This window comes from Verrucomicrobiia bacterium (assembly GCA_035577545.1).
Classification (GTDB): Bacteria; Verrucomicrobiota; Verrucomicrobiia; order Palsa-1439; family Palsa-1439; genus Palsa-1439.
Genome location: DATLVI010000034.1, coordinates 237,365 through 254,111, shown reverse-complemented (window position 1 = coordinate 254,111; position 16,747 = coordinate 237,365). Strand labels below are relative to the sequence as shown.

Annotated in this window: 11 protein-coding genes and 1 tRNA gene; 1 reads left to right on the top strand and 11 read right to left on the bottom strand. The window is 57.8% G+C overall.

All coding sequences use genetic code 11. The features are described from left to right. Positions 1 to 2,257, top strand: a 2,257-nt coding sequence (locus VNL17_13125) for a hypothetical protein (protein HXI85022.1), incomplete at its 5' end; no start/stop codon positions are given. Between the two features lie 41 nt (positions 2,258 to 2,298). On the opposite strand, the gene VNL17_13120 is transcribed toward VNL17_13125, so the two are convergent. From VNL17_13120 to VNL17_13070, 11 genes are all read right to left on the bottom strand, one after another. Further along, positions 2,299 to 2,393, bottom strand: a tRNA-Ser gene (locus VNL17_13120). A gap of 355 nt (positions 2,394 to 2,748) precedes the next feature. Next, positions 2,749 to 2,943 (bottom strand): hypothetical protein, encoded by a 195-nt coding sequence (locus VNL17_13115; GenBank protein ID HXI85021.1) that lies wholly within the window; start codon positions 2,941 to 2,943, stop codon positions 2,749 to 2,751. Between the two features lie 275 nt (positions 2,944 to 3,218). After that, positions 3,219 to 4,034 carry an alpha/beta hydrolase gene (locus VNL17_13110; protein ID HXI85020.1) on the bottom strand — a complete coding sequence of 272 codons (816 nt, stop codon included), beginning with the start codon at positions 4,032 to 4,034 and terminating at the stop codon, positions 3,219 to 3,221. Between the two features lie 295 nt (positions 4,035 to 4,329). Continuing rightward, complete coding sequence (locus tag VNL17_13105) at positions 4,330 to 6,222, bottom strand: cellulase family glycosylhydrolase (protein ID HXI85019.1); 1,893 nt, start codon at positions 6,220 to 6,222, stop codon at positions 4,330 to 4,332. Position 6,223: 1 nt separating this feature from the next. Further along, positions 6,224 to 7,135: an alpha/beta hydrolase gene (locus VNL17_13100; GenBank protein HXI85018.1), complete on the bottom strand. Its 912-nt coding sequence runs from the start codon at positions 7,133 to 7,135 to the stop codon at positions 6,224 to 6,226. A 15-nt stretch (positions 7,136 to 7,150) separates the two neighbouring features. Then, complete coding sequence (locus tag VNL17_13095; GenBank protein HXI85017.1) at positions 7,151 to 10,327, bottom strand: cellulase family glycosylhydrolase; 3,177 nt, start codon at positions 10,325 to 10,327, stop codon at positions 7,151 to 7,153. Positions 10,328 to 10,464: 137 nt separating this feature from the next. Then, the gene (locus tag VNL17_13090; GenBank protein HXI85016.1) at positions 10,465 to 11,067 is read right to left on the bottom strand and encodes a hypothetical protein; all 603 of its coding nucleotides are present in this window, start codon (positions 11,065 to 11,067) and stop codon (positions 10,465 to 10,467) included. A 4-nt stretch (positions 11,068 to 11,071) separates the two neighbouring features. Continuing rightward, a complete protein-coding gene (locus tag VNL17_13085) occupies positions 11,072 to 11,827 on the bottom strand; it encodes a type II secretion system protein (protein ID HXI85015.1) in 756 nt (251 codons plus the stop codon). A gap of 28 nt (positions 11,828 to 11,855) precedes the next feature. Beyond that, complete coding sequence (locus VNL17_13080; GenBank protein HXI85014.1) at positions 11,856 to 13,262, bottom strand: GH1 family beta-glucosidase; 1,407 nt, start codon at positions 13,260 to 13,262, stop codon at positions 11,856 to 11,858. Positions 13,263 to 13,485: 223 nt separating this feature from the next. Continuing rightward, positions 13,486 to 15,348 carry a hypothetical protein gene (locus tag VNL17_13075; protein HXI85013.1) on the bottom strand — a complete coding sequence of 621 codons (1,863 nt, stop codon included), beginning with the start codon at positions 15,346 to 15,348 and terminating at the stop codon, positions 13,486 to 13,488. Positions 15,349 to 15,533: 185 nt separating this feature from the next. Then, positions 15,534 to 16,631 carry a LacI family DNA-binding transcriptional regulator gene (locus VNL17_13070; protein HXI85012.1) on the bottom strand — a complete coding sequence of 366 codons (1,098 nt, stop codon included), beginning with the start codon at positions 16,629 to 16,631 and terminating at the stop codon, positions 15,534 to 15,536. Between the last annotated feature and the right edge of the window lie 116 nt (positions 16,632 to 16,747).

The following is a 16,747-nucleotide window of genomic DNA, read 5'->3' as shown; positions in this document are numbered from 1 at the left end:
GCAGACTGTCGCCAACCACGGCACGATCATGGCGGCCAACCCGGTGGCCGGCTTGAACGTCTTCTCGGTGGGTATGAGCGACTTCAACGACGCGACTCTGGGGGCCAGCAACGGGGCCATTCTCAACTTGGTGCTCGGCGGCGGTGCGGGCAGCAGTTTCAACAACAACGGCACGATCGCGATGCTCGGCGGTACGTTGGTGATCTCCAACGGCGCGCACGGGGTCATCACCAACGACCTGTTTGTGACCGGCTCCGGCACCATCACCCCCGCCATCGTCAACGATACCAGCGCCACCATCCTTGCCAGCAACGGTGTGCTCACCATCGGCCTGTTTAACAACCTCAACTCCGGCACGCTGCATAACTTCGATGGCGGTTCCTCGATCAATCTCACCAACGCGGTGCTGGTCAACACGGGCACCATCGCGCTGGGCGGCGGCGGTCTCATTATGGCTGGCGTGATAACCAACGAGAATGCGATCACCGGCCCCGGCGCGCTGGGAGCTTCGTTGCTAAACGACACCACGGGCACGTTGCTCGCGACCAACGGCACACTCACGGTCGGCACTAACACGGGCGCGTTCGTCATCAACCGCGGCGTGGCGACCATCAGCAGCAGCGGGGTGCTCAGCGTCACCCCTTCCTGGCTGAACACCAACGGCATAATCCAACTCGCCGGCGGAGTCGTCAGCGGAGGCGCTCTGACGAACAAAGGCACGATTACCGGCTTCGGCGCCTTCAGTAACACGATCTACAACGCGACGGGAGGCACGATCAACGTCGCCAGCGGCAACACCCTACAGATTGTGCCCGCCTGGAACAACGCCAGCGGAACCGTGAATATGCTGGGCGGCATGCTCGCCGGCGGCGCGGTCACCAACCTCAGCCTGATCAACGGCTTCGGTACCATCAGCAGCCGCGTGGTCAATAACAGCGGGGGCATCCTGACCGCGACCGGCGGGATTCTCACCCTGTCCAACGCGCCAACACAGAACGGCACGTTTATCGTGACCAACACCGGCACATTGAACGTCGTCGCCGCCTGGAACAATAACGGTACGATTAGCCTGCGTGGCGGCACGGTGATCGGCGGCACGCTGACCAATCTCAATCAGGTAACCGGCTTCGGCACCCTCACGTCGTTGCTCGTGAATGGCGCCGGTTCCACTCTCACCGCGGCCGGCGGAACATTGACCCTTGCTTTGGCGCCGGTGCAGAACGGGACGATCGTAATCACCAACAGCGGCACGCTGGACGTCGCGACCGCGTGGCAGAACAGCGGCACCGTCAGCCTCATGGGCGGCACGTTGGTCGACGGCACACTGACAAACTTGGATGGCGGGCGGGTCCTTGGTTACGGCACGGTTGCCGCTGGTCTCATCAATTCAGGCACGCTCCTGGCGAGTTCCAGCGCCGCCGACCTCCATCTGACCGGTGGCACGGTGTTCAACCAGACCAATGGCGTCTTCGGGGCCAACAACGGGCGCTTGATTGTGGATGCGGTGTTCACCAACGCCGGCACGGTCAGCTTCATCAATAGCGTGGGAACCTTTGCGAGCGCAGTCGTCAACAAGGGCACCTGGGTTATGAACCCGAGCACCAATGTCTTTCTCGCCAACTACACCGTTGCCACCAACGGCTATGTCAGCATGTCCTCGGGCGGCGTGAGCATTTTCAAAAACAACTTCGTCAACGTCAGCACCCTGTCCAACCAGTACAATACGCTCAATGGCAAGTTCGTCATGGACGGTCAGGGCACGCAACAGTTCTTCGTGGCGGGGATTAACCTCGGCGGGTACGCCAGTAGTGCGCAACCCTCCAACGAGACCTTCTTCACCACCGCGAACGGGACGTTCTCGACCAATGCGTTCGCCTTTGGCACAAACGATATGATTTTCGGTTACAGCAACAACTTCGCGCTGGGCACGCTTGAATTGAGTGGCTTGTCCACAACGGTGGTGATGGACGCCTTTGGCACGGTCGGCACCAATGACGGGCTGGTGGCCGGGTTGTACTTGAATACGCTGACCCTGGATCCCGGCTCGCTGCTGATCATCAGCAACAATGTCGAATTGTATTTCCAGAGCACCAACGGGGTGACGGGCGTCGGCCTCGGTGTGCTGGGCGCCGGCGACAACATCCTGATCCTCAGTGGCGGCTCCTTGCACCAAATCGGCATCATTCCTGAACCCAGCGTCCTCATGCTGCTCGCCATCGGCGCCTTCATCATCCACAAGTACCGACATCGGTCGTGATCGCCGAGCCAGCCGTACACCATCCCGCCTTACAAAAAAACTGGCGGAGGGGGAGGGATTCGAACCCTCGGTACAGGCTTTAATCCCGTACAGCGGTTTAGCAAACCGCCGCTTTAGACCACTCAGCCACCCCTCCTGCAACAACTTACGCGAATCAGCCTGACTGTACTTGGCAATAAATGGCAAAGTGAGGTATCGAAAGGTTCACCATGCCATGACAATTACCAAGACCAAAACGAGACTCTGGCCGCCGATTCACAAGCTGACTTATACCAGCGGACAGACCGGCTGGCAAGTCGCGTGTATGCTCAATGGCGAGTGCGTCCGTGGGACGTTCCTCACCCGGCCCGAGCTGAGACACGCGCTACGCGGTACTCGTAATCGCTCTCGAGGCATCGGATACGTAACTACCTGGCATGGTCTGATCTCGGTCACGGTTGATAATCTCGCTCGGTTTGCTGCACGTAGCAAGCGCCACTGGCGTCAGTCAATCAATACACGATCACCATTACCGTGGCCTTCTGGAGATCCTTGACCACATCGGCGAAGGGACGGTCTTTCTCGGTGTGGGGTTCTTTGAGTTTGCCTGCCAATTCCTGCACGGAGTCCAAGAACGGGATGAGGAATGAACTCTTAAGCGCGTAGTTGACGTTCTGAGGTAGCGCGCCACTGGATTCGAGAGCCACCAAGTCATCGAGTTGTACCTAGACGATCCCGATCACGTTTCCTCGCGCAATTGACTTTGGTGAAGGCGCGTCACCAGTCGTTGCCGCTGCTCAGGAGTTCTGCGTCGGCGACCTGATCCACTATTTGAGGAATCCATGCCGCCATTGTTTCACAACGTGAGGCCCAAAACCAGGTGTACCCCGTCAGCCGCATACTCTATCTCGACAAAGTCATTGCCAAAACAGGGGGCCGACTTTGTGGGCTAGCCGGCCCAACGCGCCTTGCGTGGAGCGGCCTATCTTGGAACCAACCATGCCCGAACCACTTCGACAAAATTGCCACGCGCGTGACGTTCGCGCCAGGGCTCGTGGCCACAGCGATCAAGCTGCACGTATTCGAGCCCGGGAATGAACTGTCGCAAGAGTTCATACGTTTGAGCACCCGGATGAGGGTCAATGTCACCATGAATCATCAGGACGCGTGCCGATATTTTACGGAAGATACCGGGCTCGATCCCCTCCTGCTGGAGATGCAATACATCGCTCCAGGTTTCGTTGTGTCCTGCCTCGTCGGGAGGCAATTCATCGCTTGAGGGTACCGTCTCGAGTAGGTCGTATGACTCGATCCGCATGTACGCCGCGCCCAGTTCGCCGAGGATTACGTCACGACGGCCATTGTCTGATTCCGCCGCGAGGCGGTCCTGAAGAGCGCGAATCTTGCGGCGTCCTTCGTCACCCAGTCGATGGTCAAGCGACTGTTTGAAGATCGTGCGCGTCGCCGAATCGTAGGTGCCGCATCCCACGAGTACCAGATCCGAAACACGCTCCGGAAAGCGGGCCGCGAACGACAAGCCGAGCATCGCTCCCCAAGACCATCCAATCAAAGCGGCTGGCCTCGGCGCAACGGCTGCCAGATCCTCCACGTGCCGCGAGACTGTCAAAGGCACGAGACCCGATCGCCTTTGAAGGGGCTCGAGCACTTGAAAATATGGCGCCAGTGCGCGGCCAAGCCCGGAGGCCGATCCTGGCGCGCCCGGTCCACCGTGAAGGACGACGACAGTTCGTTCGCCAGTGCCGTAACGACGAACCTCTATCGGATCAAGTGCCTCCATCTGGTGCCCAGCTATCCGGTTAACAGGTATTGCGCACACGACAACCATCCCTTTAGACCGCTGATGGAAGCCCGAGGAAAGCACAAAAACAGACTCCACAGGTAGGACTCGAACCCCCGAATCCTCAATTATCGGCCATTTTGTACGTAATCCTTATTGAGAATCAAGGCCAATCCACCACTACCGACCATCACTCAGACGCATCTTTCACCACTTTTCCCCGACAGTTTCCCTGACACCTCGACTCCCACTTTTAGCGCTCCACAGGCCGGATGATTTTTTACACAGCACAGGGTCAGTGCAGTTGGATATCGGAGAAAGTGGCCTTGCTGAGGAGCAGCGCCTCGTGACTCACAACGAACAGCCCGACATTGCCCTTTGCGGCGGCAAGCTCGGGCAGATCGACGGATTGGGTGGCCAATGATTTCCCATCACCGTCGAGAGCGGTGGCTTCAAACCGAGCGCCATTGCGGACGAGACGAACGGTGCGTGTTTGTCCAGCAAGCGCCAGACGGTTCTCGGTGATGCGTGCCCCTGCCGTTCGTCGGTACGCGAACGTGCACGTACCATCGGGAATCAAGTTCACGATGACGATCGGCGCATCGGCCTTGAGACCGGCGCGATACATCAGCCCCGCCTTGGCGTACATGTGGGTGTCAATCGGGGGGGTAAGATTCGCGCTCAGTTCAAAGCGGTCCGCTGCCTTCCGTGAAACGAAATGACATTCATCATTGCCCTGGAAGACATCGTTTCCCGCGCCAAAAACCTCCATCTGGTCCCTGGCCAGAACGTGCTGGCCGCCTTTGACAAACGGTTTGCCCAAATCGCTGCTTTCCCAATCGACCGGCAAATGATCCTGCGGGGCCGGCCCGGAGATGAACGGATATTCCTGTAGTGCCAGGGCCGGTGGCGTGCTGCTGGTCAGTGCGACGCGCAAGTCGTCGTCCTGGTCATACTTCATTGTTCCGAGGGTTCGGAAGAAGTTCTCAATTTCCTCCTTCGAGTCTGTGCGGAAGTGAGGGATCTTGAGATCGTCTAGGTTCGTCACCATGTACCAATTATTCGGGTGACGCCCGCCCTGGTGTTTGACGATCTTGTACGACCACATCGTGGCCGCCCATCCTTGCGATGCAAAGAGGTCGTAATAGCGCCGCATCATGGCCGCACCGCCCGCCTTATCGAAAACCACATTGAACTCTCCAGCCAGATAAGGCGCCTTCCACCGCTGAATCAACGCCATCTTCGACCGCAAATTGAGACCGATAAACCGCGCGTGCGTTTCCATTACCGGTACGCCGCCAAACAGGCCAGGATAAAAGTGTTCCGTGTAGCCAACATTCTTCCACCCGCGCGAAGCGGGAGCGCCAAACATCGTGATTCCTCGAAGCGATCCCGCACACAGAATCAAATGCTTTTGATCCACTTCGCGAATAGCATGGATTAATTCGTCCATGGTCGTGACGAGCATTGAGTCGGACGGTTCATCCCCATGATTGCCATAGGGTTCGTTTAGCAAATCATAGGCGGCGACGGTCGGGTTGGTGCGATAGTGCTCGGCCATTGCCTTCCAGAGAATTGCTGCCCGTTTTCTGTTCTCCGGCAACCAGAGCTTGTTCTGGCCGCCGTGTCCGGTGCACTGGTCGGTGCTCTGGCCTCCGGGCGCGCCATGCAGGTCCAGGATCACATAAATACCCGCTGTCGTGGCCATGCTGACGGCGTGGTCCAACCACTTGAAAGCATCCGGACGAAGCCGTCCCGGCCTGGCGTCGTCTTCGAGCAGGTCGTAATAGATAGGCAATCGCACCACATTAAAACCCCACGACTTGATGATGTCGAAATCCCGCGGCTTGATCCAATTCTCCCGGTAGAGTGAGAGCAAACGCTCCTTTTCCTCCGCCCCGAAGCGCTGCTGTAACAACTCTTCCAGTTGCCAGTGGTCCTTCGGATCGTCGGGACCGTTCATATCCATCATCCACAGTTCATTGAGCAGCCAGTTGCCCAAATTACATCCGCGCAGAACCACCGGCTTCCCGTGTTCATCCACGATCGCCGCGCCGTTGGCATGGAGCGGTGCAAGCATCGCCGGTTTCGACGGAGTTTCAGCGTTGGCTGCGCGTGTAACGGGCGAGAGCGTCACGCAAAGAGCCGCAGCAGTTGCCGTTGTGATTCGCTGAAAGAAAGGTCTCATATTATTTGCTCGATGGAGTAAATTTGCCCAGGAAAGAGATGACTTTCTCCTGGATTTCCGGTGTCTCGAACATTGGACCGTCGTGTCCTGCGCCATGGACGGTAACAAGCTCGTTAGTTATTCCAACCTGGTCAAGCCGTAAATGCAGCCGCTCGCTTTGTCGATAGGGCACCAAATCATCTTTGTCGCCGTGCAGGATTAGCACCGGCGGATTTCCCGGACCTACATAGGTGATGGGGCTGGCTGCGCGAGCCATGTCCAGTTGATTGGTCGTTGGGCCGCCCAGAAGACGCGCTTGGGCATCTTCCAGAACCTGATGGCCGTGTCCCGGGCCGATTTCATCAAGGATGGTGGTGAGGTCGTTTGGCCCAAAAAAGTCGAGAATGGCGAATGGTTTGATCGATGAATCGGCGCCAAACGCATTTTCGTTTCGCGCCAGTCCCAGGAGCAACGCCAGATGACCGCCGGCGGAAGCGCCACTTACGACGAAATGTTTCGGATCGATGCCGTACAAGCCCGCATGCGCGATAATGAAATTCAAGGCGGTATTACAGTCCTCTATCTGGGCTGGAAACTTGGCGTCTCCGCTCAAGCGATAGTCCACACTCGCGAGTGCGTAACCACGCTTTACGAGGTACTTCACGTTGTCCCAATCCTTGTTGCTCAACATCCATGCGCCGCCATGCAACCAAAAAATCAAGGTACTGGGTCGCAATCCCGGATCCTTCGGAAGATAGAGGTCAAAGGTTTGTCGCAAGTGAGGATTGGCGACGTAGGGAATGTTCTTTTTGACGAACGCGTCCCCGTAGGGCGTCGAATCCCCTGTTTTCTCGAAGCCATTCGGAGCGCCGCTTGAAATGATCGGCAAAAAGGCCGTGGCGATCACGATAGAAAGGCTCTGGCGAATTGTCATTTGGATGCGTCTTGTCTATGGCACAAGGAGCACGCGATAGTAACGGCCAGCGGCGTTGAGAGCCCCGGTGTTGACCGTATTGGTCACGCTGCTCATGCTGAAGTTGTTCCAGAACACATCCCAATGCGAACCCGTATTCCCTGCCGCCACGTTATTGTCGAACAATCGAATCTGGCTGATCCCCTGCCCTCCCGTAGGATTAATCAGCGTGCCGTTGACGTTCACCGTCGATCCACCCGCCGGCGTCAAGCTCGCGGAGTACGTTGTGGCTGATGTCAGCGTGATCCGCACATGCACGCCTTTGTCCGTATAGGGTACCCCCAGACTGTGCGTTCCCGTCCCATCAATTGAGCCGTAGCTGCCTCCCGGATTCATCCCGACGTAATTTATCTCGAGCAAGGTCTGCCCGGAAGCGTTCTGCAAATCAAAGCCCACGCTGCCCCCGGATTCGACGTACCCATTGTCCATGTCCAGCGTCAGGGTTTGACTCACCACGAGCGCCCCCGCCGAAAATACCCGCGCCGCCGAGCCCGTCCCGCCGTTATTGGCGAAAGAACCCCATGACTTGCCACCCGTGCTGTCGATCCCGCCTGATGGATTAACCCCGTTGGTGGTCGAAGTAGTGATGAACCAGAGGGCGTTGCTTGTGTTGTTGGTAGGACTGACCACCCACGCTCCGAATCCGGTGCCACCGTTGGCCCCGTTGAAGTTACCCCCGGTGTACGCAGGAGCCGAGGCATTGTCGGACGCCCCTCCACTCACCACCGTCAGTGATCCCGTGTCGAGATAATTGGTCGTCGTGACTCCGCTCCCCGTAACGATGATGTTTGGGCTGACGTTGGAATACGTCCCGTTAACACTCGTGGCCGCCTGCAGTACATTCGTCGTCCCGCCGGCGCACATCCACACAATACCAAGATTGCTGCCCGAAGGCGTGATCGAGGTTACGTGAAAGTACGAAGCCGCATTGGTCGGATCGGTGCCCGCCAGAAACTCTTCAACGTTGGACTGGCCATCGCCATCTGCATCCACGTCCGGGGCCCCCAGGGGATTGATGATGCTACCAAAATACTGCATCTGCCATTGCTGCCAGGCTGTCGGCGGGGCCACACTGACGTTTGTAAAGGTCGCGGTGGCGACTTGGCTGGCGCTGTGAGAGGTGACCGCCAGGCCGGCTAAAACAACCGTGCTCAAGCCGCTAACGATCTGCGCGCCTCCAATCTGCGTCCAGTTGGTGCCGTCCGTGGAATAATATCCGGAAAAGCTGCTCCCGCCATTGCGGATGAGCATCACCCAGACGGGAGGCGCGACGCCAGTCACCTGTACTGAATTGACTTGTGCGCCATTGTGATTACGCCATTCAAAATTAATGATGTTGCCCGGGAGGACTACCACGTCGGCAAACCCGCAGCTTGCGCTGTCGTCGCTCCGAAACATGACGCCAGCCTTGGCGGCGGGATCGGTGTTCTGCAAGGAAGTCACTTCGGCAATCAGGATGCCATCGCCGGAGTAATTCTCCCAGAGATAGTTGAATTGATCCGCCGTCCCTGCAATGCCTGAACCGCCACCGCCGGACATCGTCCAAATGCCCGTGCCTGAATCGTACTGCCCCTGGCCGGCCGGACTCGGTGATCCAATGTCTTCATCGCTCCAACCGGGAGGGACTCCAGCCGGGTTCACTTGAATTGTTACGGTAACAATATTCACGGAATTAGCGTACCCATCGTAATCCCTGTAGCGAAACGTGTCGGTACCGCTGAAGCCGGCCGTGGAAGTATAGGAGAACGAACCGTTCGGGTTGAGAGTCAACTGACCGTTCGCCGGGCCGTTCACCAGCACGGCGGTTAGCAGAATCCCCGACTGCCCGTTGTTGATGTCCAGATCATTGGCCAGCACTCCCGCGCCACTGCTGACTGCCAATGTCACACCCGACGTGGCGGTGTACGAATCGGCGACGGCGAGCGGCTCGCCCAGGTATTGCTTGAGATAGGAAGTTATTCCGAATGCCGTGGCCGTTTTCCACTGCGACCAGTCATTGGAAATGGTGCTGGACGAATCGCTTTGAATGTTGGGCTTGGGAGGGCTGCTGCTACTGATCGGGTCATAAATGCCCCAGGAATCCCCGACCGTGCCGTTGGTGGCCTTATAGGCCCAAGTGGTCCAGCTGATGCCGTTTTGATTGAATTGTGTGACCGCGTATTGCCAGGCAGACCCGGTGCCATAACCCTGGAACTCCCCGATGAAGTCCGGGACATTCCACGATTGATGGTTCAGGAAGTCGCTCGTTTGCTTGTTGACCTCAGCTTGTACGCCACTGCTCGAGCCGGCGTAGGCATGCATCTGGTAAACAACATTACTCCAGTTGTACACGCTAGGAGCCGGCAGAACGTCCCACTGCCAGTTTAATGATTGACCGCTCGTGCCAGTCCCGCTCCAGGTTCCCTCCATCATGATAATGTGATCCGGATCCACGGCCCGGACCGTCTGGTACAGACTGTTATACATGACCCAGATCGCGTTTTGTGTCGGCGCGCCGAACGGCTCATTAACCAAATCGTACCCGGCCACGGCGGGATTGCCCACGTAATGAGCGGCCAGATTGGACCAGATGAGCGTCGTTTGGGCCTGGTAGGCGGCGTTCGTCCAGTACGCATTCAGGTTCGCCACGCCCGCGCTTTGCGATGAACTGACACCGCCGGGGACGCCGTGCAAGTCAAGGAGCGTATAAATTCCGCGTTGCCAGGCGTTGCTTACGACCCAGTCGAGCCTGTCAAAGGCGTCGGCGCGCCACGTGCCATCCAGCCGTTGGAGATCGGTCCACATGATCGGCACACGCACCAGATTCATGCCCAACGCCCGGATGTTGTCGAGGTCATTGGTCATGATCCAAGTATTTTGATACGTCCGAATCAGGCTCTCCTCCGTGGTAACTCCGAATCGGGAAACGAGCTTCTGGACGACAGAGTAATGGTCCGGCAGCCCGGACGAATCCATGGGACACATCCAGCCTTCCATCAGAAGCCAGGCACCGAGGTTCGCGCCGCGCAACGGAACGATATCGCCGGTACCGTGACCATTACGGATATTGGTGCCGTTGGCCGCCAGAAATGGATCCGGCGTTGTGGCCCCCGCCGAACAAACGAGTGCGCTCACAATCACAACTCCAACCAGGGTGAGTCTTGAGCTTTTCATCAATTTCCGTTGAATGCTTTGTTTACGGCTCGAATCGCACAGGATGGTGCCGTCATCGCCCGATGAGAATCCCCCTCAACGCGAGACTTTGCAAACGTTCGTCGTGAAACGTTCATGATGTTGTTGTCCAAATGCAATCAGCTGGGCAATTCGAAAAATGCGTCGTCGAACCGGATGGCTCCCCCGCGAGTCCCATTCTGGGGCGACGGTTTTACGATCACCAGCACCCGCAACGTGTCATTAACCGGAGCGCCAGAGACGGTCAGTTTCTCCCATTGATTCGGTGCGAGGCCGCCCACCTGGTAAAGGTTTGAGGCCACTATCTGCTGCTGACCGTCAACGGTCGACTCCAGACGCAACTCGATAGTGAGCGCGTCTCGCGCAGGATTCTTGGCCTTGTCCAGATTGGCGTAGATGCCGAACGTGCACCTCGCGCCTGCGACCGCGTGCCCGACGTCTTGATAGACGCCCGATTCATTCGCATCGCGAATTTGCCAGTGATGGTATCCCAGGAGGCAACGCCCGCTGTGGACCGGCGTCCAACTCTCCTCGCGATTCATCCACTGGCCCCACCGTCCCCAACCGGCCGCGCAGTCGGTCGCATCACCCGGATCCTCAAACGACGGATTCACGAGTCTTGGCAGAGCGACATCGTTGAGAACCGCGACCTTGGCCGAAACAATGCCCACCGGAATCAGCAGGCATCCCAGGGCAACCGTCCAATTTCCGCGGCGATTCATTTCACTAATGCCAGCCGGTGGTCCAGAACTTTGCGTACATGTTGTCGCTGCCGCCAGGGGTAACTTGCGCAAAGTATGCCTGCGTCGGTATCCACTCCGCGTGGCCGTCCACGTACCCGCAGTTGACCCCATCGTGCGGAAAAAGGCTCGCCGGCCAGTACGGAAACACTACGTCAGCCAGCAGGACCGCAGCAGAGGGGTTGGCGACGTTGCTGAGCCGGCGACCCGGCGCATGCCCGGCTGCGGGCGTATTGAAAGGGCCTGGATCATGACACGATTCGTAACAGTTGTAGCGAAAATCGGTCGCGTACGGGGCCGTCAGAAGATCGCTGACGTGCGCAGGGCCGCCAAGCGCAGCCGGCACTATCCTCGCCGCCGGACACTTGAAAACCTGGGTGATATGATTCGGGATGTTGGCTATCTGCGGGCCAATGACGTCCTGATAGAAGTTGGTTACCTGCGAACCGTCGGCATTTTTGACATACGTGGGTGATTCCGACTGGTAAGTTATGCCAATCGGCAATTGTTCGTCGTTGTCATTCGCATACATGATGCAGGCCAGCGTGATCTGTTTCACGTTGCTCAGGCAGGAAGCTTTTTTGGCGGTGGCGCGCGCCTTGTTCAGCGCGGGCAACAACATCGCTGCGAGGATACCGATGATGGCAATAACGACGAGTAGCTCGATCAACGTGAAACCGCGCCGCCAGCAACTCCCTGTCCTCGTCGTCGCCGACCTTGTGTGGTTGTTTCTGTAATTCATGTCCTGCCTCCATCCTATATCTGAACGCTTACACAACAGCGTTCGATTCAATCACCTTCGAATACCAGTGCGCACTGAGCTTGGGTGTCCGCCGAAGTGTTTCGTAATCAACATGCACGATGCCGAAGCGCTTGGCATATCCTTCGGCCCATTCATAATTGTCCAATAGTGACCACAGGAAATAGCCGCGAACATCAAATCCTTCCTCGATGGCGCGATGCAGCGAGATCAGGTGGTTTCTCAGGTACTCGCGGCGACCCAGGTCATGAATCTCTCCACTCGGCTGGACCTGATCCGTGTAAGGCACACCGTTTTCAGTGATGTAAAATGTCGACACACCGTACACCTCTTGGGCGTGGCGGATTGCCCAGTAGATGGCTTGCGGCGTGATGTTGAGCCAGGAAATGTCCGCCTTGGGATACTGGGCCGGAAGCGCGATCCGTTCCGCCTGGCCGTCGGTCGTGCCGCGGACGAAGTCGCCATAATAAACATTTAATCCGAAGAAGTCCGTCTTCTGCGAGATCAACGCAAGATCGCCCGACGCCACCCGCGGTGCGTCCGCGCCGGCGGCTTCCAGAAACGCCGGCGAGTAGTCGCCAAGGAACAACGGCCCCATGAGTTGCGCCGTGTGCCGGGTGTATTCCGCGCGCGCGGCGGCGATGTCGATCGGCGTCTCCGTTACTGGCACAGGGGCCGGTGGATTGTGAACCAAGCCGACGCAAGCCCGTTTGCCGCCATACTCGCGGACTGCTTCGACGGCATATCCATGGGCCAGGAGCGTGTGATGGTACGCTTGATTGACCACCGCAGCCGATTCCGTCGCCCCCGGCGCATCACAGCCATGACCGTATCCACAGGGCACAAATCGCAGAATTTCGTTCAGAGTCATCCAGTGTTTGACGCGATCGCCGAACCGTTGGACCACCAGTTGCGCGTATTTTGCAAAGGCTTGCGGTGTGGACCGTACCCGCCAGCCTCCGCGATCTTCGAGAGTCTGGGGCAGATCCCAATGATACAATGTTACCCAGGGCGTGATACCGGCTTCCAGGAGCGCGTCGATCAACCGATCATAGAAATCAAAACCCCTGGGGTTCGGCTCACCCTCACCCCGAGGAATAATCCTCGGCCATGCAACGGAAAACCGGTAATTGACGACGCCGAGTTGCCGCAGCAAGGCGACATCCTCGCGATAGCGATAATAGTGGTCGCACGCAATCGTCGGTGCATCGATCTTCCGCACCCTGGCGAACCGGTCCCAGATCGACTCACCCTTCCCATCCTCAAAAGCCGCCCCCTCGATTTGCGCCGCCGCCGTGGCCGCTCCCCAGGCAAAGCTCTTGGGAAAGGAATAGCTGCGGCTCAGACGTCGCCGACTGCGGCCAAGGCCGCGCGGCGCTTTATCCGTGAGCTTGCCAGGCGCGCCGGTGGAATCCATGGAAGTCTTATCCACGGATCCCGCGTGAATCCTGTTGTGATTACCTTTTACGGGTTGCGTTTGCATCCGATTGCCGAGAAACCTACGCAAGGGAGTTGGAGCGCAGTTGTGCAGCAGTTCACCGAGTCATGAACGAGGCTTGATTGTTGCATGTTCGATTTCTTGCCCATGACAACTGCGCTCCGCATTCCCATTTCCTGTCATGACGTTGTTATTACCGCGTTCAGGGGTGCCGGGCGCGGTAGAACCTCTTCAAGGCGCCAGGCGGCACCGCATTGGTACTTTGGACAATCCCGCCAGTTCCCGGTATGCCACTGGCTACCGTAGTCCACGTACCGGTGACGAGGTCGCTATTTGCCTCCACGCTATAGACGTTGGTAGAGGTTGTGGTGAAGCTGATCACCGCGTTCGTACCGCCCAGGAGCTGGATCGACGTGATGACGAAAGGATTCGCGACCACCGTCACCGCCGGCGTGACATCGGCGTAGTTTGTGCCGACGCGAATCTCGTCGAAGCTGGCCGCGGCCCCGTTCTGCGTATTGAAAGCGACCCCATTCTGAGTTTGGATATTGAATGAAACCGACGCATCCGGTGTGGCAGGTTCCGGCGCACCCGGCGTTGGGTTTACATAGAGTAGGAACGTGGAGGGGCCACCCTGAACATAATTGCCGCGCACCACCAGGAACGCTGTCTGATTCGACACGGCTTGCACGGTGGAAAACGCTTGCCCCAAGTTGGTCCCCGATTGAAGCCCCCAAAAAGTGCTTCCAGTAAGCTTCCCTGCCAGCAGATCATTTCCATTCGGCTGTCCGAAGATCTGCAGATAAGCGATACCGTTGGTGGCACCCAGATTGTCAGGCCGTATTAGGACGCTGTAGTACGTGGGGTTCGCATTCGTATGTCCCGGCAGGCCCGTATAAACATTGAAGCGCCCCGCGAAACCACCCGAGGTTTGCACGCGATTTCCGGTTGTCACTAGCATGTTGCTCGGATCGGAAAGGCTGCCGTTGCCGATGGTGTAACCGTTTGCACCGCCGAGGAATTGTCCCCACGTAACACCATCCCATCCATTCGAGCCTTGCGTGCCATCGTTGGGCTGGCCATTGAGTGTGCCCAGGCTCGTGCCCTGATTATAGGCGAATTGTTCCCACGTGAGCAGGTTGGGGTCCGTCGCGCTCGTCGTCGGCGTCACCGAGGCAAATGTCGCCCCCAGCCGGATTTCATCGAAGAAGGCGGCGCCCCCATTGCCCGTGAGCATCTCGACGCCGTTCTGAGTGCCGATATCGTTGGTGAGCACCGCATCCGGGGTAGCCGGTTCAGGACCGCCCGGCGTCGGATTCACATAGAGACTGAACACATCGGGTGTGCCGAAATTGAAGTCGACGCGCACCACCAAGAAGGCGGTTTGGTTCGCGGTCGCCGGCACCCCGGAATAGGTATCAACAAAGGACAGGTTCGTCGTGTTGCCGGATATGACGTTTGTGGAGTATTCAAGGCCCCAGTTAAGTCCGGAACCATTCTTGCCAGCAAAGAGGTTGTGCCCATCCCCTGTATTGCCGCCATTGCTGAGGAACAGCAAACCGTAATAGTTCGTCGTTACCGGCGTGTTCGCGGGCTTGATGAGAATGCTGAAGTAATAGGTGGCGCCCGGTGTCGCCCAGTTTGCCGGAGTCGTGTTGTAGCGCCCCGCAGAACCCCCGGTCGTATAGACACAATTGGAATACCTGTACAGCAACCCGCTGGGATCCGCCAGACTGCCGTTCGTGACGACGTAGCTTTTCGCGCCGCCGGCGAAGAATTGCCCCCACGTCACATTGTCCCATCCGTTGGACGCTTGCGTGCCATTGCTTGGCTGTCCGTCGATGGTAAAGGGGCCGATGGTGGGGTAGTTAAAGCCGTCATACGTCACCAGGGCAGCTCGACTGGAGGGCGAGGCCAGCGCCACTGCCGCCAGCAACACGCCGCTCAACAAGGGTCCTGCCATTCGCTGTCTCGGAAGGCGACCGGTTCGCCCGCTTTGGTTGCTCGTCTTCGCGAAGCCGACCATCAAACTCGTGAAGTGTGCGCAAAAGGTAATTCTTTTCATGATACGCTGTTTCCTTCCCGTGACCCGAAGTTGTCGTTAAGCCTGTGGTATCGATACCAAATTCAACGGAAGGTGTCAAATACTTTTTGTATTATTTGGAATGACGCCTCGATTTACTCGCGGCTGGACGCTCTTCGATTCCAGTCGCCACGAGGGCCCGCCCGTCAGCCGCTCGGGTAAATCGATCAGCCCTGGTCGATGCGAGAGATCTTGGACTGTGGATCGTCGGATGCGGCCAATCGGCATGGTTGGGACGGCATCGCGGTCGAGGAACGTGTTACCAATTGGGCCGGCAATTTCCGATGTAGAACCGCGGCACCTGTCTTGGACAAAACATCGAGAATATAACGCGCCGCTACCAGGCCGAGATCCAGCATGGGTTGCCCGACAGTAGTCAGCGAGGGCACAAACTCCGCCGAACTCTGGATGTCATCGAACCCTCCGACTGAAAGATCCTCGGGAACCTGCAGTCCCAAAATACGGGCAGCGTCGATGACGCCATAAGCCATTTGATCGTTCGCTGCGAAGATCGCGGTTGGACGCTCGCTCTTGGCCAGCAGGTTCATGCTGACCTGAAACGATTTCCGGGCTTCATATTCACCCTGAATGATCCATTCCGCCACGACCGGCAGCCCGTGCTTTTCCATTGTCTTTCGAAACCCAAGCTCACGCTGCGTGGCGTCCCGCATGTCCGCTCGACCGCTGACGAACCCAATTTTTGTATGTCCCAAGCCAATCAGGTGTTCGGTCATCGCGCAGGCGCCGCCATGGTTATCGACATCGACGTAACTAATCGCCTGCCGGCCCAGGGAACTGCCGACCACGATGATCGGCATCTTCAAATTGGCAAAGGTCTTGGGAAATCTGGCGCTGAGTTCCGGGGCGACGACAATCAGGCCGCTCACCCGTCGCTCGTGACAGAGGTTGACGCACTTGGGAATGTCGTTGAAATCCTCTGAAAGGCTGTCATACAGGGCAATATGATAATCCGTTCCCGTCAGGACTTGTTGAATCCCCTGGAGAATTTGCCCGAAATAATAGGTGCCCACCAATCCTCGGAACGGGACAACCACGCCGAGTTGAAAAGTGTGCTGGGCCCTTAGCTGGCGCGCGACGATGTCCACATGATAATTCAACCGCTTTGTCACCGCCAGGACCCGTTTCCGGCTGGCTTCCTTGACCGCGGGATTGTTGTTGAGAACGCGGGAGACGGTCATCGGCGAAACACCGCTCGCGCGCGCGATGTCGCCCATCGTTACCTTTTCGGGCACTTTGCCTCGCATGGCAATAGTCAGTAGCATTGCGCGTGTTGTGGTGTCAACGCTTCTTGACTGACGTAGCGGAGCCAGTTTCATCGAATCTCATCAACGGCAAGCCCAACCCGACGCATTTATCGGGT

Excerpts from the sequence above, each read along its gene's own strand:
- VNL17_13105 (HXI85019.1), bottom strand. The coding sequence starts at position 6,222 with ATGAGACCTTTCTTTCAGCGAATCACAACGGCAACTGCTGCGGCTCTT.
- VNL17_13085 (HXI85015.1), bottom strand. The coding sequence starts at position 11,827 with ATGAATTACAGAAACAACCACACAAGGTCGGCGACGACGAGGACAGGG.
- VNL17_13100 (HXI85018.1), bottom strand. The coding sequence starts at position 7,135 with ATGACAATTCGCCAGAGCCTTTCTATCGTGATCGCCACGGCCTTTTTG.
- VNL17_13080 (HXI85014.1), bottom strand. The coding sequence starts at position 13,262 with ATGGATTCCACCGGCGCGCCTGGCAAGCTCACGGATAAAGCGCCGCGC.
- VNL17_13075 (HXI85013.1), bottom strand. The coding sequence starts at position 15,348 with ATGAAAAGAATTACCTTTTGCGCACACTTCACGAGTTTGATGGTCGGC.
- VNL17_13110 (HXI85020.1), bottom strand. The coding sequence starts at position 4,034 with ATGGAGGCACTTGATCCGATAGAGGTTCGTCGTTACGGCACTGGCGAA.
- VNL17_13095 (HXI85017.1), bottom strand. The coding sequence starts at position 10,327 with ATGAAAAGCTCAAGACTCACCCTGGTTGGAGTTGTGATTGTGAGCGCA.
- VNL17_13070 (HXI85012.1), bottom strand. The coding sequence starts at position 16,631 with ATGCGAGGCAAAGTGCCCGAAAAGGTAACGATGGGCGACATCGCGCGC.
- VNL17_13090 (HXI85016.1), bottom strand. The coding sequence starts at position 11,067 with ATGAATCGCCGCGGAAATTGGACGGTTGCCCTGGGATGCCTGCTGATT.